The sequence below is a fragment of the Pseudomonas sp. C 49-2 genome, from assembly GCF_003970195.1.
Classification (GTDB): Bacteria; Pseudomonadota; Gammaproteobacteria; order Pseudomonadales; family Pseudomonadaceae; genus Aquipseudomonas; species Aquipseudomonas canadensis.
The window spans coordinates 219,710-238,781 of sequence record NZ_RXYG01000009.1; the positions used below are offsets into that span (position 1 = coordinate 219,710).

Genomic DNA, 19,072 nt, shown 5'->3' on the forward strand with positions numbered 1-19,072 from the left:
TCACGGCCCTCCAAAACAGATCAGGCGGTCGGCATCCTGGATCGCATCATGTAATTGCCCCAGGCCAGACAGCGCCCAGGGCGCATCCAGATTCACCGCTGTGCGCTGATACCGCGTGGCTTCCTCCTGGTTGAGAACGCCACGGCGTAACGCAGCGGCAATGCACACCACGCCATCAAGCTGGTGCTGGCTGACAAACTCACGCCATTGGCGGGCGATGTCTTGCTCATCCTGGGGCGCAACGATGTTGTTGGACGCGCTGTACACGCCGTCCTGATAGAAAAACAGCCGCACAATCTCGTGCCCGCCGGCCAGCGCCGCCTGGGCGAACAGCAGGGCGCGGCGCGAGGAGGGCGCGTGGGCGGCGGAAAACAGGGCAATCGCAAACTTCATGGAACACTCTGCAAGCAAACGTGGGCCAATGATAAAGCCGCCGCCACGAAAAAGCCCGCCGTGATCAAAACGGTCACTGTCGGTGACTGTTTCGGCGATTGCCGGCAGGCGCAGGGCTGCCTAGTCTGTGGGCAGTCGAAACGGAAATGGAGTGCCCATGTCAGGTCCCTTGGCGTCCCTCAAAGTGCTGGATTTTTCCACCCTGCTGCCCGGCCCGTTTGCCTCCCTGATGCTGGCGGACATGGGCGCCGAGGTGCTGCGTATCGAGTCGCCCACGCGCATGGACCTGTTGCGGGTGCTGCCGCCCCATGATCAGGGCACATCGGCCAGCCACGCCTACCTCAACCGCAATAAACGCAGCCTGGCGTTGGACCTCAAGCAGGCCGAGGCGCTGGAGATCGTGCGGGCGCTGGTGAAGGACTACGACATCCTGCTCGAACAATTCCGACCGGGGGTGATGGAGCGCCTGGGTTTGGGTTATGAGGCATTGAAGTCGATCAATCCCCGGCTGATTTATGTGTCGATCACCGGTTATGGCCAGACAGGGCCCTATAAGGACCGCGCCGGGCACGATATCAACTACCTGGCATTGGCCGGCGTGGCCAGCTACACCGGGCGCCAGGACAGCGGGCCGCTGCCATTGGGCGTGCAAGTGGCGGATGTGGGCGGTGGTTCGCTGCATGCGGTGGTGGGGTTGCTCGCGGCGGTCATCGCGCGGCAGCAGAGCGGTGTTGGTCAATACCTGGATGTAAGCATGACCGACTGCTCGTTCAGCCTGAACGCCATGGCCGGCGCGGGTTACCTGGCGTGCGGGGTGGAGCCGGAGCGGGAAAGTCATGTGCTCAATGGCGGCAGCTTTTACGATTACTACCGCTCGCGGGATGGCCGCTGGATGTCGGTGGGCAGCCTGGAGCCCGGGTTTATGCAGCAGCTCTGCACCGCCTTGGGTCGCCCGGAGTTGGCGGCGCAAGGCTCGTCGCCCAAGGCTGAGCAGCAAAAAGCCCTGAAGCAAGCGCTGCAGGTCGAGTTCGAGAAACGCAGCTTTGATGAGCTGTGTGCGTTGTTTGCCGGGGTCGATGCCTGTGTGGAGCCGGTGTTGAGCCTCAGTGAAGCCGTGGAGCATCCGCAGTTGAAGGCGCGGGAACTGGTCAGCCAGGTGCCGAGGGGCGATGGTTCGACCCAGGCGCAATTGGCTTGCCCGTTGAAGTTCTCCGACGGGTTGTCGGCGCCCAGGCATATAGGTGTAGCGGTGGGGGCGCACACGGATGAGGTGTTGGCGGAGTTGGGCTTTGGTGCTCAGCGCATAGCGGATTTGCGCCAGGCCAAGACAGTTGGATAGTGACTGGGCGGCCGCCATCGCAGGCAAGCCAGCTCCCACATGTTGACCGCGCCGCCTATCAAAGGTGGGAGCTGGCTTGCCTGCGAAGAGGCCCTCACTCCACCCGGGTTTCGCCGGTAAACACCAAGGTCTGGCGGCACCGCCTGCACAAATACCTTCGGCCCTGAGCCACCATGCCATGGCGTTGTGACGAAAACGGAAAGTCACTGTCCGCACACGGGCATCGGTAGATATAGCGAGTCACCTGGCGACGCTTCACTTCATAAGTGTGGCAACGATCCGGCGGCAGTTCGTAAACCCCGCGCATGATCAATTGCCATTCCTCGCCATGGGGTTGGATGCGTTCGCCAAACAATTGGTGGGCAATCAGGTGCGCCACTTCATGGGCCACGGTCTGTTTCAGGAAGTGTTGGCTGTTTTCACGGTACAACTGTGGGTTGAAACGCAGCAGGTTCTCGTGCAAATGCGCGACACCGGCCTTCTGGCCCCGCAGCTTGAGGCTGACCTGGGGGCGTTTGAAGCTTCGTTTGAAAAAGGATTCGGCTTGTAGGAAACAATCTTCGACGCGGGTATTGAGTTGCTCGGGCATGCTGTACATATCTCCAGAGACGTCCAGTATGCCGCAAAGCTGGGTGTTTCCGAATCTGTCAGGCGCCGAATGGTCATGCATGATGCACAAAGCCACCTTGCGGTGGCTTTGCCTAAGGTTTTAGACGGTCAGTTGGTGTAGATCGGGCCTACGCCCAGCCCCCAGACGATCACGGTAAACGCCATGATTGCCACCAGTACTACCAGGCCCACGGCCAGTACCGAGCTGGAAAAAAGGAAGCCTTCATCCGGGTCGATGTTCATGAAGGTCGGCAGCCCCACATAGAGCAAGTACACCGTGTAGCAGATGGCCGCCGTGCCCACGACCATGCCCAGCCACATATGCGGATAGAGTGCGGCCAGCCCACCGATAAACAGCGGCGTAGCGGTGTAGGTGGCAAAGGCCACGCAGCGTGCCATGCTGGGATTGGCGTCGTACGTGCGCGCCATCCAGTGAATGAACGCACCCATCACCGCCACGCCACCGAGCATGGCGGCGTAGGACATGATGGTCATCCACAAGGCGCTTTCCTGGGTCAGCATCACCGGCGCACGATTGCCGATGACCCAGCCGACCTGGGTGGTGCCGATAAAGGCGGAGACGGCGGGGATCGCCGCAAGAATCAAGGTGTGAGTGAGGTACATGTGGCCGATGCTTTCTTCTTTATCGCCACGGATTTCCCGCCATTCCTGGTCGGGATGGGTAAACAGCCCCACGACGTGATGGATCATGCCAGTCACTCCTGTCGTTATTACCATCGCCCCCCATCGGAGCGCCCACGGGCCAAATGGCCTCAAAGGTCTGGATAGATGTGCGACCTCTAGTCGCAGTATAGGAAGTGATGACCGGAATAACTGTAGGGCCTTTAGAGCAAATTGCGCTGTAAACATTGGGCTTAATCGCGGCGGGGTCTTTTATGGCTAGCCCTTTTGATTGTTTTTTTGCGTAAAATACCCGGCTTTTCGTCACACACCTCTAGCGGATCCAAGCGCCATGGGCACTCTTACGGTCAACCAGAACAAACTGCAAAAACGCCTGCGTCGCCTGGCCGGTGAAGCGGTCGCCGATTTCAACATGATCGAGGACGGCGACAAGGTCATGGTCTGCCTCTCCGGCGGCAAAGACAGTTACACAATGCTCGACGTGCTGCTGCACCTGCAAAAGGTCGCGCCGATCAGGTTCGAGATCGTCGCCGTCAACATGGACCAGAAACAACCGGGCTTCCCTGAGCATGTGCTGCCGGCCTACCTCAAGGAACTGGGCGTTGAGTACCACATCGTCGAGAAAGATACCTACTCGGTGGTCAAGGAACTGATTCCGGAAGGCAAGACCACCTGCTCGCTGTGCTCGCGCCTGCGCCGTGGCACGCTGTACACCTTCGCGGATGAAATCGGCGCGACCAAAATGGCCCTGGGTCACCACCGCGACGATATCGTTGAGACCTTCTTCCTCAATATGTTCTTCAACGGCTCGCTCAAGGCCATGCCGCCCAAGCTGCGCGCCGATGACGGGCGTAACGTGGTGATCCGCCCGCTGGCGTATTGCAACGAGAAGGACATCCAGGCCTACTCCGACTTCAAGCAATTCCCGATCATTCCGTGCAACCTGTGCGGCTCCCAGGAAAACCTGCAGCGCCAGGTGGTCAAGGAAATGCTGGTGGACTGGGAGCGCAAGACCCCAGGCCGTACCGAAAGCATCTTCCGCAGCCTGCAGAATGTGCAGCCGTCGCAGTTGGCTGACCGCAACCTATTCGACTTCACCAGCCTGAAAATCGATGAGACTGCCGCCTCGCGTTTCGTCAATGTGGTGAACCTCTGAGCCGTTTCAACGCTCTGACACACGGCGCTCGCGGGCGCCGTTATCAATTCAACTGCCAGGAGAGGGCATGCGCGATTACAAGTGGCTTCACGAATACTGTCTGAACCGCTTCGGTTCGGCAGCCGAGCTGGAAGCCCATCTGCCTGTAGCCAAGACCCCGGCGCAACTGCGCAAGATCAGCGATGATCGCTATCTGTCGACCCTGGCGCTGCGCGTATTTCGTGCGGGCTTGAAGCACAGCGTGGTGGATGCCAAGTGGCCGGCGTTCGAAAAGGTTTTTTTCGGCTTCGACCCGGAAAAAGTCGTGCTGATGGGCGCCGAGCACCTGGAGCGCTTGATGCAGGACACCAGCATCATCCGTCACCTGGGCAAGCTCAAGAGCGTGCCGCGCAATGCGCAGATGATCCTCGACATCGAGCAGGAGAAGGGCAGCTTCGGCGCGTTTATCGCCGATTGGCCGGTGACTGATATCGTCGGGCTGTGGAAGTACCTGAGCAAGCACGGCCATCAACTTGGCGGGCTGTCAGCGCCACGTTTCTTGCGCATGGTCGGCAAGGACACTTTTGTGCCGAGTTATGACGTGGTGGCGGCGTTGAACGCGCAGAAGATCGTCGACAAGGCACCGACCAGCCTGCGCGACCTGGCGACGGTGCAGGGCGCGTTCAACCAGTGGCACGCCGAGAGTGGGCGGCCGATGTGCCAGTTGTCGATGATGCTGGCCTACACCGTCAATCATTGAGACCTAGGTGATGCCATCGGGGGCAAGCCCCCTCCCACACTTTAACCGCGCCGCCGATCAAATGTGGGAGGGGGCTTGCCCCCGATGACGTATTTCAGGCCGCTGCCAACCGGCGGTTGAGCTGATGCCGCCAGCGCACATACAACAACGCCGTACAAAACACCGCCAGGCTCGCCAACATCTCCAGCACCCCGAACCACTGCCGATTCGGGTCGTACGCCGCCAGCGCACCCTTGATGAAATACAAGTTCACCACAAAGCACATCCACGAATGCCCGCGCGCGCTGCCCGTCAGCATGCCCGGCGTCAGCACCAGCAGCGGCACCAGTTCGATCAGCAGGATCACCCAAGGCCGCGCGCCATGCAGGTCGGCGACGAACAGGTAATACACGCACAGCAGACCCACCAGGCCCAAAAACGCCAGCAGGCTGAGCACGCGCGCCAGCTTGACCCGCGGCTCGAGCCACGCTTGGGCTGGCAGGACCTTAGGCTTTCTGGCCACTGCCGCTCTCCAGCAGGGTAGCGGTAGTCGCCAGGCGCAGGCCAAGGGCGCGGCACAGGGCGATTTCATGTTGATCGAGCATGCGCTTGCCATCGGGGCCGGCGTGATGGCTGGCGCCATACGGTGTGCCACCGCCCTGGGTATCGAGCAGCGCTTGTTCGCTGTAGGGCAGGCCGGTGATCAGCATGCCGTGGTGCAGCAGCGGCAGCAGCATCGACATCAACGTGGTTTCCTGACCGCCGTGCAGGCTGGCGGTGGAGGTGAACACCCCGGCCGGCTTGCCGACGAGGGCGCCGGTGAGCCAAAGGTTGCTGGTGCCGTCGATGAAATACTTGAGCGGCGCTGCCATGTTGCCGAAACGGGTCGGGCTGCCGAGGGCCAGCCCCGAGCAGTGCTTCAGGTCATCCAGGCTGGCATACAGCGCGCCTTCGTCCGGGATGCTTGGCGCCACGGCTTCGCACTCGGTGGAGATCGCCGGCACGGTGCGCAGTCGCGCTTCCATACCGCCTTGCTCGATGCCCCGGGCGATCTGCCGGGCCATTTCGCTCACCGAGCCATTGCGGCTGTAATACAGCACCAGCACATAGGGCGACGTCACGGCAGGATCTCCAGCACGTTTTCCGGCGGACGGCCAATGATGGCTTTGTCGGCGGTTTCCAGGATCGGGCGTTCCATCAGCTTCGGGTGCTCGGCGATGGCGGCAATCAACTGCGCTTCGCTGAGGCTGGCGTCGGCGAGGTTGAGCGCCTTGTATTCATCTTCGCCGGTGCGCAGCAGTTGGCGGGCGCTGATGCCCAGCTTGCCCAGCAGCGCCTTTAATTGCGCCGCGTTCAGCGGGGTTTCCAGGTAGCGCACCACGTTGGGGGTAAGGCCGCGTGCTTCCAGCAGTTCCAGCGCACCGCGGGATTTCGAGCAGCGCGGGTTGTGATAAAGCGTCAGATCGGTCATGTGCGGGTCGCATCTTGCGTAAGGTGGCGGGTATTCTACCCGCGCAGCGACCTGTCCTTAAACCGTAAGAGGCGATAGGTCGCAGCCAACGTTCATTTTTGCGAAGGATTACCCCATGACAAGGCGACTGATCGGTGCATTGGCGATCATCACAACCCTGCTGCTCAGCGGCTGCGGTAACGATTACGGCGTTGACCAATATGGCAAGAAGGTGGCTTCCGAACGCTTGGACAAGCAGTGGCTGGTGGTCAACTACTGGGCCGAATGGTGTGGCCCGTGCCGCACGGAAATCCCCGAGCTCAACGCCTTGGCCGAGCAACTGAAGGCGCAGAACGTAGGCGTATTCGGGGTCAACTTCGACAACGTGCAGGGCGAAGAACTGAAGGCCGCCAGCGACAAGCTGGGCATCAAGTTCACGGTGCTGGCGCAGAATCCGGAAGAGATTTTCGATATTCCACGCAGCGAAGCCTTGCCGGTGACCTACATCATCGATGACAAGGGCAAGGTGCGTGAGACGTTGATGGGCGAGCAGACGGCGGACGGGGTGTTGGCCAAGCTCAAGGCCTTGCGCGGTTAAAGCCACGACTCAAAACAAATGTGGGAGGGGGCAAGCCCCCTCCCACATTTGGATCCCTCCAACCTACAGGTCGGCGGTCTCAGCCTTCTTCGAGCCACAGACGAATCGGCTTGCCCTCGGCCGGCCAAAAGCGCGTCTGTTCGATCGGCGAGATGTCCCAGCGCTGCACACCCTGCAGGGCCTGGAAGAAGCGGTGTTCCTGCTCCATCAAGGCCTCGGCGCAGAGTTTGCGGGTGCTGCCGATTTGGCCGAAGCTGAGCTTTTCGCCGTCGACGGTGTAGGGCGCGAACCAGTGGTTGCAGCCGCCGTTGCCGTAGGCACGGCCATCGGCGCCGAGGGTAACGGTCAGGTGCGCGTAGTCCATCAGCGGCCGTTCACCAATCCATTCGACCACGTAGCTGTGATCCTGCTTGAGCTTGACTGCATCCCCGGCGCAGCCCGTCAGGGCCGCTCCGACGGCGGCGAGCAGAAGCAGGCCTTTCATTGCGCGGCCTTTTGGCATTTCGGGCAGCGGTGCTTGTCGCCCTCGCTGGCCCAGCCCAATTCGGCAATGCGCGCATTGGCGGCGGGTTGCAGCGGCGCTTTGGTCAGCTTGGTTTCCACCGCGAATTCGAACTCCAACACCGCATCGCAGCTGTCGCAGTTGACCTTCCAGGTGTGAATCTCCAACTCGCCGAATTTCGGCCCCTGGGCCATGGCGACCCACTGGCCCGCCGGGCGGATGGAGTAGCGCGCATCACCTTCGACGGTGAGGCGCATCGACAGGGTTTTACTGCCGCGCAGGGAGACGATCAAAACGTCGCCATGCTTGATCGAACCACCGTTGCCGGTGACCTGGTAACGGCCCGGCACCAGGGCGCGGCATTCGATCAGGGTGTGTTGCGGGCTCAGCAAACTGAAGCGGAAATCGTGTTCGGCCATGGATCCTCCAAATAGGCGCGGCATCCTATCACGGGTGCTGGCTCATCATGAGCCTGGTATGTGACCGCTGATCATCCTTCGACAAGGTTCTGCGCCTGGCCGTCGGCCCAGGCCGCGATGTTGGCCAAGGTGGTGCCGGCGATGGCCGCCAGGGCTTCGCGGGTGAGAAACGCCTGGTGGGCGGTGATGATCACGTTGGGGAAGGTCAGCAGGCGCGCGAGGACGTCGTCCTGTAGGGGCAGGTCGGAGCGGTCTTCGAAGAACAGCTGGGCTTCTTCTTCATACACATCCAGCCCCAGGTAGCCGAGCTGACCGTCCTTGAGCGCTTCGATCAGCGCCGGGGTGTCCACCAGACCGCCGCGACCGGTGTTGATCAGCATCGCGCCTGGCTGCATCTGCGCCAGGGAACGGGCGTTGATCAAGTGCTTGCTGTCGGCGGTCAGCGGGCAATGCAGGCTGATGATCTGCGCCTGGTCCAGCAGTTCGGGCAGGCTCACGTAGCGCGCGCCCAGGGCCTGCACTTGCGGGTTGGGGAAGGGGTCGTAGGCGAGTAACTGGCAACCGAAGCCGGCCATGATCTTGGCGAAGGTGGCACCGATCTGCCCGGTGCCGACCACGCCGACGGTTTTGCCCACCAGGTCGAAACCGGTGAGGCCGTGCAGGCTGAAATCACCGTCGCGGGTGCGGTTATAAGCGCGGTGCAGGCGACGGTTGAGGGCGAGGATCAGCGCGACCGCATGCTCGGCCACCGCATGGGGCGAATACGCCGGCACGCGCGCGATGGTCAGGCCCAGGCGCTTGGCGGCGGCCAGGTCCACATGGTTGTAGCCCGCCGAGCGCAGCGCGATCAACCGCGTGCCGCCCTTGGCCAGGTGCTCCAGGACCGGGGCGCTGAGGTCGTCGTTGATAAAGGCGCAGACCACTTCGTGATGCTCGGCAAGGGCCACGGTGTCGAGGTTGAGGCGGGCGGGCTGGAACTGCAGTTCCAGGCCGGGCGGCAGGGGTTCGCCGAGAAAACTGTCGCGGTCGTAGGTCTGGCTGCTGAAAAGAATAACGCGCATGGAAAAGCTCCCTGCAATTACAAATGAATGAGCAGTCTTTTGTGGTGAGCGGGCTTGCCCCGCGCGAGGCAAGCTCGCTCACCACAAAAGCCTGTTCCTGTAAAAAGTCAGGCGTTGACCCGCGCTTCACTGGCGAGTCGGGCAATGGCCATGTCCAGTTCGTCCAACGCATGCTGGGCCTTGGCGTCGTCCTGCTTGAGCAGGGTTTCGGCGCGGTGGCACGCAGCCCGCAACTGCGGTACGCCGCAGTAACGGGTGGCGCCGTGCAGGCGGTGCACGCGTTCGATCAGGGCGTTGTTGTCGTTGGCGTCACGGGCAAGGGTGATGGCGAGTCGGTCGGCCTCCAGGGAGGCGAGCAACATGGCGAGCATGTCCGCCGCCAGATCAGCCTTGCCGGCGGCCAGGCGCAGGCCCTCTTCATGGTCCAGCACGGGCATTTGTATGCCGGGGCCGAGGCCATCCGTTGCACGTTCCGGCCCTTGATTGCGCAGCGCCAGGCCGGTCCACTTCAACACGACCTGGGCCAGTTGCCGCTCGCTGATGGGTTTGGTCAGGTAATCGTCCATGCCGCTTTGGAGCAAGGCGCGTTTTTCGTTGGCCATGGCGTGGGCGGTGAGGGCGACCACCGGCAATGGCGTGCCGCTGCGCTCGCTTTCCCACTGGCGGATCGCTTCGGTGCTCTGGCGGCCGTCCATGCCGGGCATTTGCACGTCCATCAGCACGAGGTCGAAGGTGTCCTGTTTTACCGCGTCGATGGCGGCATACCCGCTTTCCACGGCGCGCACCCGTGCGCCCATGTCTTCCAGCAGGGTCTGTACCAGTAGCAAGTTCGCCGGGTTGTCGTCCACGCACAGCACACGCGGCGCACGGCTGGACAACGGCTCGCCCGGTTCGCTGCGCGATGGGCGCGGGCTGATCAGGTCGGAAAGCGCGCGCCGCAGCTTGCGCGTGCACGCCGGTTTGGCCTGCAACTGGCTGTTGGGATTGGGCACGGATTGGTTGAACAGCATCTGCTCGGTGGTCGGGCACAGCACCAGCACTTTGCAGCCCAAATGTTCGAGGTCCCACAGGTGCTGGTTGAGGCGCTCGGGCGGGATGTCATTGGCGGTCACGCCGAGCACCGCAAGGTCAATGGCCTGCTCAGTCTGATGGGCGCTGGTGATGCCGTTGGTCAGACTTTCCAGGCTATTGAACGGCGTGACTTCCAGGCCGCAGTCTTCCAGTTGATGCTGCAGCGCCTGGCGTGCCAGTTCGTGGTTTTCCAGCACCGCCACGCGATGGCCCAGCAGCGGCGCGGAAGGCAGGTCTTCGACATCGTCACGGGTCTTGGGCAGGTTCAGGCTGATCCAGAATTCCGAGCCTTCGCCTGGCGTGCTGTCGACGCCGATTTCACCACCCATCTGTTCGATCAGGCGCTTGGAAATCACCAGCCCCAACCCCGTGCCGCCGGGTTGGCGCGACAGCGAGTTGTCGGCCTGGCTGAAGGCCTGGAACAGCGCGCGCACGTCCTGGCTGGACAGGCCGATGCCGGTGTCCTGCACGCTGATGCGCAATTGCACGCTGTCTTCCTGCTCGTCCTCGATCATCGCCCGGGCGACAATGGTGCCTTCACGGGTGAACTTGATCGCGTTGCTGATCAGGTTGGTAAGGATCTGCTTGAGGCGCAGCGGATCACCCACCAGCGCCAGCGGCGTGTCGCGGTACACCAGGCTCACCAGTTCCAGCTGTTTGGCATGGGCGGCGGGGGCGAGGATGGTCAGGGTGTCTTGCAGCAAGTCGCGCAGGTTGAACGGGATGCTGTCGAGCACCAGTTTGCCGGCCTCGATTTTCGAGAAGTCGAGGATCTCGTTGATGATGCCCAGCAGGTTGTCGGCGGACTTTTCGATGGTGCCCAAGTAGTCGAGCTGGCGCGGGGTCAGCTCGCTTTTTTGCAGCAAATGGGTAAAGCCGAGAATGCCGTTGAGCGGGGTGCGGATTTCATGGCTCATGTTGGCCAGGAACTCCGACTTGATGCGGCTGGCCTCCAGGGCCTCCTTGCGCGCCAGGTCCAGCTCGATGTTCTGGATCTCGATGGTTTCCAGGTTCTGGCGCACGTCTTCGGTGGCTTGGTCGATGCTGTGTTGCAGTTCTTCCTGGGCGTTCTGCAAGGTCTCGGCCATGCGGTTGATGCCCGAGGCGAGTTGGTCCAGTTCCTGGCTGCCCAAGGGTGGCAAACGGGTTTCCAGGTTGCCGTCCTTGAGTTGGGCCACGGCTTGCTTGATCTGGCCGATGGGCGAGTTGATGGTGCGGCTGATGCGCAGTGCCAGCGCCGCGGTGCAGATCAGGCCGATGGCGATCAGCAACAAGCTGGCGAACAGGCTACGGTAGCCACGCAGCAACATGCCGTTGTGGGACAGTTCCACCTCGACCCAACCCAGCAGGCGGTCGGCTTCATCCGGGATCAGCTCGCCGGCGAGGTTGCGGTGACGGCCAAACACCGGCAGCAAATAGCGGGTGGCGTCATTGCCGGTGCGCTGCAATAAATGCGAGCTGTTGCCGACCGGCGGCTGGTTGAGCATGGTCGGGCCGGCGTGGGCGAGGGGCGCGCGATCCGGGCTGAGGAAGGACACGGCACGCACGTCCGGCTGTTCCAGGGATTGGGTGGCGATGCGCTCGAGCAAATCGGTGTTGCGCGCACTGAGGGCGGGCGCGACCAGGGGCGCCAACTGTTCGGCGATCATTTCGCCGCGTTGCAGCAATTGGGTCTGCAGTTCCGAGAGCTGCATCCAGGTGAAATAGCCGCCCAGCAACGAGGCCATCAGGCTGGTCGGTAATAAGGTCAGCAACAGTACGCGGCCTTTTATCCCCATTCTTGTCAGCACGCCACTCTCCTGCTACCACATTGATATCTACGGAATTGCGCGGGCATCCGGCCCGCGCCACCTGCGCAGTGTAGCCATTTGCGCGGCGAGGAATCTTGCAAATTAATGACAGACGGCAATCTTGAAGGCATTTGGCGGCCAGTGGCGATTGCCTGCTGCGGGGTTATCTTGAATAATCAGTCATTGAGAATGACTTGCAGATACTAATGAATCCCGTAGCAACTGGCCTACCCAGTATCCTGACCATCGAAGATGACCCCGTGCTGGGCGCTTATGTCCATGAACATCTGGGGCGCTGTGGTTTCCATGTCACCTGGTGCCAGAACGGCCAGCAAGGCCTGCAGATGGCGCGCGACCAGGTGTTCGACGTGGTGTTGATGGACATTCTGCTGCCAGGGCTGGACGGGTTGTCGATCCTGACCCATCTGCGCCAGAGCCATTCGATCCCGGTAATCCTGATGTCGGCACTGGGGGCTGAGGCCGATCGCATCAGCGGTTTTCGCCTGGGCGCCGATGACTACCTGCCCAAGCCGTTCAGCATGATCGAGCTGCGCGTGCGCATCGAGGCCATCCTGCGCCGTGTCGCCTTGGACAGACGCCCATTACCGAGCCTGGCACCCGCACGTGACGATACCCGCACCCTGCGCTTCGACGATGAACTGTGCGATGTCTGCCACCTGGAACATCGGGCTGGCCTGACCCGCAGTGAATATCGCCTGCTGGAAACTTTGCATCGCAACGCTGAGGAAGTCCTCAGCAAACCCTTCCTTTACCAGCAGGTGCTGCAACGTGGTTATGCGCCCCATGACCGCAGCCTCGACATGCATATCAGCCAGATCCGCCGCAAGCTCAAGGCCATCGGCTACACCGAGCGCGAAGTGCGCACAGTGTGGGGCAAGGGCTATGTGCTGAGCGGTGCTGATGACAGCCTTTAAACGGCCCTTTAAGCGCCTGCCGGGCAAGCACTCGTTATTCTGGAAGCTGGCCTGCCTGTTGATCGCCTTCTGTTTGCTGATGATCTGGCTCAGTTGGTCGTGGGGGCGCTACATGGAGCAGAAGAACGCCTACCTGTCCGATGAAGCGCGGATCACCTTGAGCGGTTACGCGTTGCGAGCGGAGCAGGCCTGGAACCGAGACGGCAGTGCTGGCGTCGATGCGTGGCTGCAGGAGATGGGCGAGCGCGAAACCACCTGGATCGGCGTGATCGGCAATGACTTGCAATCGCTGAGCAGCTACCCGCTGACCGACAAGGAAAACCAGCGCCTGACCTTTCTGCGTGGCCTGGACTGGCCGGTGAGCCGGCATACCAAAGGCCTGCCGTGGCTGAAAATCCCGTTTCCGGTCGACCCCAACGCAGGTTCGCTGGTGATCGAGTTGCCGCAGCGCTTCATGCCGGGGCGCTACCAACTGTTCTGGCGGGTGGTGACCAATGGCGTGATCCCTGGCCTGTTTACCCTGTTGCTGTGCGTCGGCCTGTATCGCCTGCTGATCATGCCCCTCAATCAACTGCGTGAGCAGGCCAACGCCTGGCGTGCCGACCAGTTGAATACGCGGCTGTCCCACGACGCGACCAGTCGTCAGGATGAATTGGGTGAGTTGGGCCGCGCGTTCGACCATATGTCCGAACGCCTGCAGGGCACCGTGGTATTGCAGCAGCAACTGCTGCGGGACATGTCCCATGAACTGCGCACTCCGCTGAGCCGCCTGCGGGTGGCGTGTGACAGTGAGCAGGACCTCACGCAACTGCGCGAGCGGCTTGGCCGTGAGATCGATGCGATGCAACGCCTGGTGGAAGACAGTCTGCAACTGGCCTGGTTGGACACCGAGCGGGCACCGCTGCCCCAGGAAGATATCCAGCTTCAGGCGCTGTGGGACATGTTGCGTGAAAACGCATGCTTCGAAAGCGATTGGCCCGCGTCGCGCCTGCCGTGCCTGCTCGGCCCGGAGTGCTGGGTGCGCGGCAACCTGAATGCGTTGGCCCAGGCCCTGGAAAACATCCTGCGCAATGCCATTCGCCATTCACCCGTGGGCGGTGTGGTCAGCCTGGATGGGCGTCGCGAAGGTGACTATTGGCATGTATGGCTGGAGGACGAGGGCGGCGGGATCGATGACGGGGACCTGGAACGGATCTTCGCACCGTTCACGCGCCTGGACGGATCACGCCCCGGCGATGGTGGCTTCGGCCTGGGCTTGAGCATCGCGCGCAACGCCGTGCAGCGCCAGGACGGCAGCTTGTGGGCGCAAAACACCGGAAAAGGGCTGCGGGTGCATCTGCGTCTGCGGGCGTGTTAGGCGCGACGCTGTTTGCGTTTTTTCCATTGATGGGCCACCCACCAGCGCCAGTAGCCCATGGTCAGGCAATACGCGAGCGCACCTAGCACCAGCCCCAACACCACTGAACCCAGCAGGAACGGCTGCCATAACGTGCTCAATTGGCCGCTGATCCATTCCCAGGTCAGGTCATCCGGCAGGCTGCGCGGGGGCACATTCATCAACCAGGCGCCGGTCATGTAGGTGCAGATGAACACCACCGGCATGGTGATCGGGTTGGTCAGCCATACCAGGCTGACCGCGATGGGCATATTGCCGCGCACGGTGATCGCCAGGAAGGCGGCCAGCAGCATCTGTAACGGAATCGGAATAAAAGCCGCGAACAAACCCACAGCCATTGCGCGCGCGACCGAGTGCCGGTTCAGGTGCCAGAGGTTCGGGTCATGCAGCAAGGTGCCAAGAAACTGTAATGACTTGTGTTCCCTGATACTGCTGGGGTCAGGCATGTATCGTTTGAATAAGCGCCGGGGCATAAGGGGTCCAGGTCAGTTCGAGGGGCAAGTATGCCCGCATTCTATAAACAGAAAATTCAGACTTTGTGACAAAACATCAAAGGCCGTGCTGGGTATCCGGCTAAGACTGAGTGGATCACTTGAAAAGGATGATTCATGAGGACAGGGATGTGCGCGTTTGCGCTGGGGTTGCTGGCCTTGCGCTTTTTACCGGCATTGCCGACTACCGGTTGGCTGATCGCCTTGCTGGTGCTGGCCTTGATGCTGTTGCCGTTTCGCACGTATCCCTTGGCTTTTTTCCTGTTGGGGCTGAGTTGGGCGTGCATGAGCGCGCAGTCGGCGCTGGATGATCGCCTCAAGCCAGTGCTGGACGGTCAGACGCGCTGGGTGGAAGGGCGGGTCAGCGGGTTGCCGCAACAGACGGACGAGGGCGTGCGCTTTGTACTGACCGACAGTCGGTCGCGTAATGCCCGGTTGCCCACGCGCATCCGGGTGTCCTGGCGTGGCGGGCCGCCCGTGCGCAGCGGTGAACGTTGGCGCCTGGCCGTCACCCTCAAGCGGCCCGCCGGGTTGCTGAACTTCCACGGCTTTGATCAGGAGGCTTGGCTGCTCGCCCAGCGCATTGGCGCCACGGGCACGGTAAAGGATGGAGAGCGCCTGGCACCGGCTGCCAACGCCTGGCGCGACAGCGTGCGTCAGCGCTTGCTTGCGGTGGACGCCCAAGGCCGGGAGGCTGGCCTGATTGCCCTGGTGTTGGGCGATGGCTCTGGATTGGCGGCTGCTGACTGGCAGGTGCTGCAGGACACAGGGACTGTGCATTTGCTGGTCATCTCCGGTCAGCATATCGGCCTGCTGGCGGGGTTGATTTACGGTTTGATCGCTGGCTTGGCGCGCTATGGATGCTGGCCTCGAACCTGGCCATGGCTGCCCTGGGCTTGTGGGCTGGCGTTCACTACGGCACTGGGTTACGGCTTGCTGGCTGGGTTTGGCGTGCCGGTGCAGCGCGCCTGCGTGATGGTTGGGCTGGTGTTGTTGTGGCGATTGCGCTTGCGTCACCTGGGGCTGTGGTGGCCTTTGTTGCTGGCGCTCAATGGGGTGTTGGTCCTGGAGCCGTTGGCGAGCTTGCAGCCGGGGTTCTGGCTGTCCTTTGCGGCGGTGGCGGTGCTGATCCTGGCGTTTGGTGGCCGTCTGGGACCCTGGAGCGTGTGGCAGGTGTGGACTCGGCCGCAGTGGTTGATTGCCATCGGGTTGTTTCCGGCCTTGCTGGTGTTGGGGTTGCCCATTAGCCTGAGTGCGCCGTTCGCTAACCTGGTGGCGGTGCCATGGATCAGCCTGGTGGTGTTGCCGCTGGCCTTGTTGGGCACTGCATTGCTGGCGTTGCCGTTTGTAGGGGAAGGTCTGCTGTGGCTGGCTGGCGGGGCACTGGGTGCCTTGTTCAACGGCTTGGCGTGGCTCGCCGGACAGATGCCGGCCTGGATTCCGGCCGATGTACCGCTGGGGTATTGGTTGGTAAGTCTGCTGGGGGCACTGCTCCTCCTGCTGCCCAAGGGCGTGCCGTTTCGTGTGCTGGGTTGGCCGATGTTTCTGCTGGCGGTGTTTCCCCCACGAGCGCTGGTGCCCGACGGACAGGTGGAGGTTACGCAGCTTGATGTCGGCCAGGGGCAATCGTTGATTTTGCGCACCCGTCATCACACGTTGCTCTATGACGCCGGCCCGCGCTCCGGCACTTTTGACTTGGGTGCGCGCGTGGTACTGCCGTCTTTGCGAAAACTCGGGGTAGGAGAGCTGGATATGCTGCTGCTCAGCCATGCCGATGCCGATCACGCCGGGGGTGCAGCGGCGATTGCCAATGGCATGCCGATCAAGCGTGTGGTGGGCGGCGAAACCGACGGTTTGCCGCCATCGCTCGGCACTCAACCCTGCTTCAGTGGCGAGCGCTGGACTTGGGACGGTGTGACCTTCGAACTCTGGCAGTGGCCGGACGCCATAAGTGGCAACGCGAAGTCCTGCGTCTTGCAGGTGCAGGCGAATGGCGAGCGCCTGCTGCTGACCGGTGATATTGACCGTGCGGCGGAACAGGCCATGCTTGCGTCACCGCTGGCGGTGCCCACAGATTGGCTGCAAGCGCCGCACCATGGCAGTCGCAGCTCTTCGTCCTGGCCCTTTGTGGAACGGCTTGCTCCGCGATCCGTGCTGATCTCGCGAGGGCGCAACAATGCGTTCGGCCATCCCCATCCACAGGTGATGGAACGCTACCAGCGGTTGGGCAGCCAGGTATATGACAGCGCCGAGCAGGGCGCCGTACGTCTGCAGTTGGGTGCTTTTACGCTCCCGGTAGTTGCGCGCAGTCAACGCCGGTTCTGGCGCGAGCGGTTACCCTAGCCAGGGCCGATGGGGTCTGTGGTCGACGCACCTATATGGTAAAGTGGCGCACTTTTTCGAGGGGACATTCACTGTGTGGGAATTGGTCAAATCCGGCGGCTGGATGATGTTGCCGATCATCATGAGTTCTATCGCCGCACTCGGCATCGTCGCCGAACGCCTGTGGACCCTTCGCGCCAGCCGCGTGACCCCCGAGCATTTGCTGGGGCAGGTCTGGTCCTGGATCAAGAACAAGCAGCTCGATAAGGAAAAACTCAAGGAGCTGCGCGCCAATTCCCCGTTGGGTGAGATCCTCGCTGCCGGGCTGGCCAACTCCAAGCACGGTCGCGAGATCATGAAAGAGTGCATCGAGGAAGCCGCCGCCCGCGTCATCCATGAACTGGAACGCTACATCAACGCCCTCGGCACCATCGCCGCCATGGCGCCGTTGCTCGGCTTGCTCGGTACGGTGTTGGGCATGATCGATATCTTCAGCTCGTTCATGGGCTCCGGCATGACCACCAACGCGGCCGTACTGGCCGGTGGTATCTCCAAGGCGCTGATCACCACGGCCGCAGGCCTGATGGTGGGTATTCCCTCGGTGTTCTTCCACCGCTTCCTGCAACGCCGCATCGATGAGCTTGTGGTGGGCATGGAGCAGGAAGCCATCAAACTGGTGGAAGTGGTGCAGGGCGACCGTGACGTGGACCTGGTTGGGGGCAAAGCGTGAAATTTCGCCGCAAGCAACGGGAAAACGTCGATATCAACCTCGCGTCGCTGATTGATGTGGTGTTTATCCTGCTGCTGTTTTTTGTCGTCACCACCACCTTCACCCGGCAGACCGAACTGCGCGTCGACCTGCCGGAGGCCGTGAGCGGTTCGCCGGCCGAGGACCAGCAAGTCAAGCAATTGGACATCGCCATCAGCGCCGACGGGGTGTTTTCGGTGAATAACCAGTTGCTCGAGAAAAACGACCTGGCCAGCCTGATGGATGCCTTGCAGAAAGAGTCCGGCGGCGACACTAAGCTGCCGCTGTCGATCAGTGCCGATGGCAAGACCCAGCACCAGGCCGTGATCACCGCAATGGACGCCGCCGGCAAGCTCGGTTTCAGCCATTTGCGCATGACCACCGTCGAGGCGGCGGGCCAACCCTAATGGCCCTGTCTGATCGTTTGCTCAAGGCCTGGTACGAGGGCCATCCGGCGCTTGCGCTGTTGCGGCCGCTGGAGTCCTTGTATCGCCGGGTGGTGCAGCGCAAGCGTGCACGCTTCCTGGCGGGTGACGGCGAGATCTATCAATCGCCGGTGCCGGTGGTGGTGGTCGGTAATATCACCGTGGGTGGCACCGGCAAGACGCCGTTGATCCTGTGGCTTATCGAACACTGCCGACGCAGCGGCTTGCGCGTAGGTGTGGTCAGTCGGGGGTATGGCGCCAAGCCGCCGCAGTTGCCATGGCGGGTCGCAGCCAGCCAGAGCGCCGAAGTGGCGGGTGATGAGCCCTTGTTGATCGTGCAGCGCTGCGGCGTGCCGTTGATGATTGACCCCGATCGCAGCCGTGCGGTCCAGGCGCTGCTGGCCAGCGAAACCCTGGACCTGATCCTCTCCGACGACGGTCTCCAGCACTACCGCCTGGCCCGAGACCTTGAACTGGTGCTGATCGACGCTGCCCGCGGCCTGGGCAACCGCCGTTGCCTGCCGGCGGGACCGTTGCGTGAGCCGGTTGAGCGTCTGCAGAGCGTCGATGCGCTGTTGTACAACGGCGCCGCCAGTGATCGAGACGATGGTTTTGCCTTTCGCTTGCAGCCCACCGCACTGGTCAACCTGCTGACCGGCGAGCGGCAGCCGGTGGATCATTTTCCAGCAGGCCAGCAGGTGCATGCGGTTGCCGGCATCGGCAACCCGCAACGTTTCTTCAATACCCTTGAAACGCTACACTGGCAGCCGATACCCCATGGGTTTGCCGACCACGCGACTTACAGCGCCGAAGTCCTGAATTTTACGCCGTCATTGCCGCTGGTCATGACCGAGAAGGACGCGGTGAAGTGCCGCGCCTTTGCCCAGCCCGACTGGTGGTACCTTGCGGTGGATGCACTGCCGTCGCCGGCGTTCGTCGCCTGGTTCGACACGCAGTTGATGCGTCTGCTGCCTGCCCGCCTTTTGCCTTAAACCGCTGCTTTCCAG

The 19,072-nt window shown here is 62.1% G+C and carries 21 protein-coding genes; 10 read left to right on the top strand and 11 right to left on the bottom strand.

Translation table 11 applies throughout. From position 1 onward, the window contains the following. The gene (gene tusD / locus EJ576_RS19300; RefSeq protein ID WP_016977549.1) at positions 1-393 is read right to left on the bottom strand and encodes a sulfurtransferase complex subunit TusD; all 393 of its coding nucleotides are present in this window, start codon (positions 391-393) and stop codon (positions 1-3) included. A gap of 157 nt (positions 394-550) precedes the next feature. Between tusD and EJ576_RS19305 the strand changes: the two genes are divergently transcribed. Beyond that, positions 551-1,732 (top strand): CaiB/BaiF CoA-transferase family protein, encoded by a 1,182-nt coding sequence (locus EJ576_RS19305; protein ID WP_126570886.1) that lies wholly within the window; start codon positions 551-553, stop codon positions 1,730-1,732. A 94-nt stretch (positions 1,733-1,826) separates the two neighbouring features. Here the strand turns inward: EJ576_RS19305 and EJ576_RS19310 are convergent, their stop codons facing one another. Both EJ576_RS19310 and EJ576_RS19315 read right to left on the bottom strand, forming a co-directional pair. Next, a complete protein-coding gene (locus EJ576_RS19310) occupies positions 1,827-2,321 on the bottom strand; it encodes a SprT family zinc-dependent metalloprotease (protein ID WP_010209629.1) in 495 nt (164 codons plus the stop codon). A 128-nt stretch (positions 2,322-2,449) separates the two neighbouring features. Continuing rightward, positions 2,450-3,052 (bottom strand): Yip1 family protein, encoded by a 603-nt coding sequence (locus EJ576_RS19315; RefSeq protein WP_016977555.1) that lies wholly within the window; start codon positions 3,050-3,052, stop codon positions 2,450-2,452. A 262-nt stretch (positions 3,053-3,314) separates the two neighbouring features. On the opposite strand from EJ576_RS19315, the gene ttcA reads away from it, so the two are divergent. Next, on the top strand, positions 3,315-4,139 hold the full coding sequence (ttcA, locus tag EJ576_RS19320; RefSeq protein WP_028616780.1) for a tRNA 2-thiocytidine(32) synthetase TtcA: 825 nt from the start codon (positions 3,315-3,317) through the stop codon (positions 4,137-4,139). A gap of 67 nt (positions 4,140-4,206) precedes the next feature. After that, on the top strand, positions 4,207-4,878 hold the full coding sequence (locus tag EJ576_RS19325; RefSeq protein WP_028616779.1) for a DNA-3-methyladenine glycosylase I: 672 nt from the start codon (positions 4,207-4,209) through the stop codon (positions 4,876-4,878). Between the two features lie 94 nt (positions 4,879-4,972). Here EJ576_RS19325 and EJ576_RS19330 read toward each other — a convergent pair whose 3' ends face one another. Genes EJ576_RS19330 through arsC form a run of 3 tightly spaced genes read right to left on the bottom strand, consistent with a single transcriptional unit; the run spans position 4,973 to position 6,328 of the window. Next, positions 4,973-5,380, bottom strand: coding sequence for a DUF2069 domain-containing protein (locus tag EJ576_RS19330; RefSeq protein ID WP_126570887.1), 408 nt, complete (start codon positions 5,378-5,380; stop codon positions 4,973-4,975). Further along, positions 5,364-5,978, bottom strand: coding sequence for an NAD(P)H:quinone oxidoreductase (wrbA, locus tag EJ576_RS19335; RefSeq protein ID WP_028616777.1), 615 nt, complete (start codon positions 5,976-5,978; stop codon positions 5,364-5,366). Before wrbA ends, EJ576_RS19330 begins: the two co-directional genes overlap by 17 nt. After that, positions 5,975-6,328, bottom strand: a complete 354-nt coding sequence (gene arsC, locus EJ576_RS19340) for an arsenate reductase (glutaredoxin) (protein WP_028616776.1) — start codon at positions 6,326-6,328, stop codon at positions 5,975-5,977. Before arsC ends, wrbA begins: the two co-directional genes overlap by 4 nt. A 115-nt stretch (positions 6,329-6,443) precedes the next feature. Here arsC and EJ576_RS19345 point away from each other — a divergent pair, with 115 nt between their 5' ends. Then, a complete protein-coding gene (locus EJ576_RS19345) occupies positions 6,444-6,905 on the top strand; it encodes a TlpA disulfide reductase family protein (protein WP_122728995.1) in 462 nt (153 codons plus the stop codon). Positions 6,906-6,984: 79 nt separating this feature from the next. Here EJ576_RS19345 and EJ576_RS19350 read toward each other — a convergent pair whose 3' ends face one another. The 4 genes from EJ576_RS19350 to EJ576_RS19365 form a co-directional block, all read right to left on the bottom strand. Then, on the bottom strand, positions 6,985-7,389 hold the full coding sequence (locus EJ576_RS19350; protein ID WP_033896805.1) for an META domain-containing protein: 405 nt from the start codon (positions 7,387-7,389) through the stop codon (positions 6,985-6,987). Beyond that, positions 7,386-7,826, bottom strand: coding sequence for a hypothetical protein (locus EJ576_RS19355; protein WP_028616773.1), 441 nt, complete (start codon positions 7,824-7,826; stop codon positions 7,386-7,388). The genes EJ576_RS19350 and EJ576_RS19355 overlap by 4 nt, the downstream gene beginning before the upstream one ends. A gap of 71 nt (positions 7,827-7,897) precedes the next feature. Next, complete coding sequence (locus EJ576_RS19360) at positions 7,898-8,887, bottom strand: 2-hydroxyacid dehydrogenase (protein ID WP_126570888.1); 990 nt, start codon at positions 8,885-8,887, stop codon at positions 7,898-7,900. A 107-nt stretch (positions 8,888-8,994) separates the two neighbouring features. Then, entirely contained in the window at positions 8,995-11,748 is a 2,754-nt protein-coding gene (locus EJ576_RS19365) for a response regulator (RefSeq protein WP_123475912.1), read from the bottom strand. A 206-nt stretch (positions 11,749-11,954) separates the two neighbouring features. Here EJ576_RS19365 and EJ576_RS19370 point away from each other — a divergent pair, with 206 nt between their 5' ends. After that, positions 11,955-12,683 (top strand): response regulator transcription factor, encoded by a 729-nt coding sequence (locus EJ576_RS19370; protein ID WP_028616770.1) that lies wholly within the window; start codon positions 11,955-11,957, stop codon positions 12,681-12,683. Further along, complete coding sequence (locus tag EJ576_RS19375) at positions 12,670-14,040, top strand: sensor histidine kinase (protein WP_126570889.1); 1,371 nt, start codon at positions 12,670-12,672, stop codon at positions 14,038-14,040. Before EJ576_RS19370 ends, EJ576_RS19375 begins: the two co-directional genes overlap by 14 nt. Here EJ576_RS19375 and EJ576_RS19380 read toward each other — a convergent pair. Next, positions 14,037-14,552 carry a DUF2062 domain-containing protein gene (locus EJ576_RS19380; protein WP_065881916.1) on the bottom strand — a complete coding sequence of 172 codons (516 nt, stop codon included), beginning with the start codon at positions 14,550-14,552 and terminating at the stop codon, positions 14,037-14,039. The two genes, EJ576_RS19375 and EJ576_RS19380, sit on opposite strands and share 4 nt — an antisense overlap. 135 nt (positions 14,553-14,687) lie before the next feature. On the opposite strand from EJ576_RS19380, the gene EJ576_RS19385 reads away from it, so the two are divergent. From EJ576_RS19385 to lpxK, 4 genes are all read left to right on the top strand, one after another. Then, positions 14,688-16,913 carry a DNA internalization-related competence protein ComEC/Rec2 gene (locus EJ576_RS19385; RefSeq protein WP_256656621.1) on the top strand — a complete coding sequence of 742 codons (2,226 nt, stop codon included), beginning with the start codon at positions 14,688-14,690 and terminating at the stop codon, positions 16,911-16,913. 73 nt (positions 16,914-16,986) lie between these two features. Then, positions 16,987-17,622, top strand: coding sequence for a MotA/TolQ/ExbB proton channel family protein (locus EJ576_RS19390; RefSeq protein ID WP_016978182.1), 636 nt, complete (start codon positions 16,987-16,989; stop codon positions 17,620-17,622). Then, positions 17,619-18,047, top strand: a complete 429-nt coding sequence (locus EJ576_RS19395) for a biopolymer transporter ExbD (RefSeq protein ID WP_010209650.1) — start codon at positions 17,619-17,621, stop codon at positions 18,045-18,047. The genes EJ576_RS19390 and EJ576_RS19395 overlap by 4 nt, the downstream gene beginning before the upstream one ends. Further along, entirely contained in the window at positions 18,047-19,057 is a 1,011-nt protein-coding gene (lpxK, locus tag EJ576_RS19400) for a tetraacyldisaccharide 4'-kinase (RefSeq protein ID WP_122728974.1), read from the top strand. Before EJ576_RS19395 ends, lpxK begins: the two co-directional genes overlap by 1 nt. Positions 19,058-19,072 lie beyond the last annotated feature (15 nt).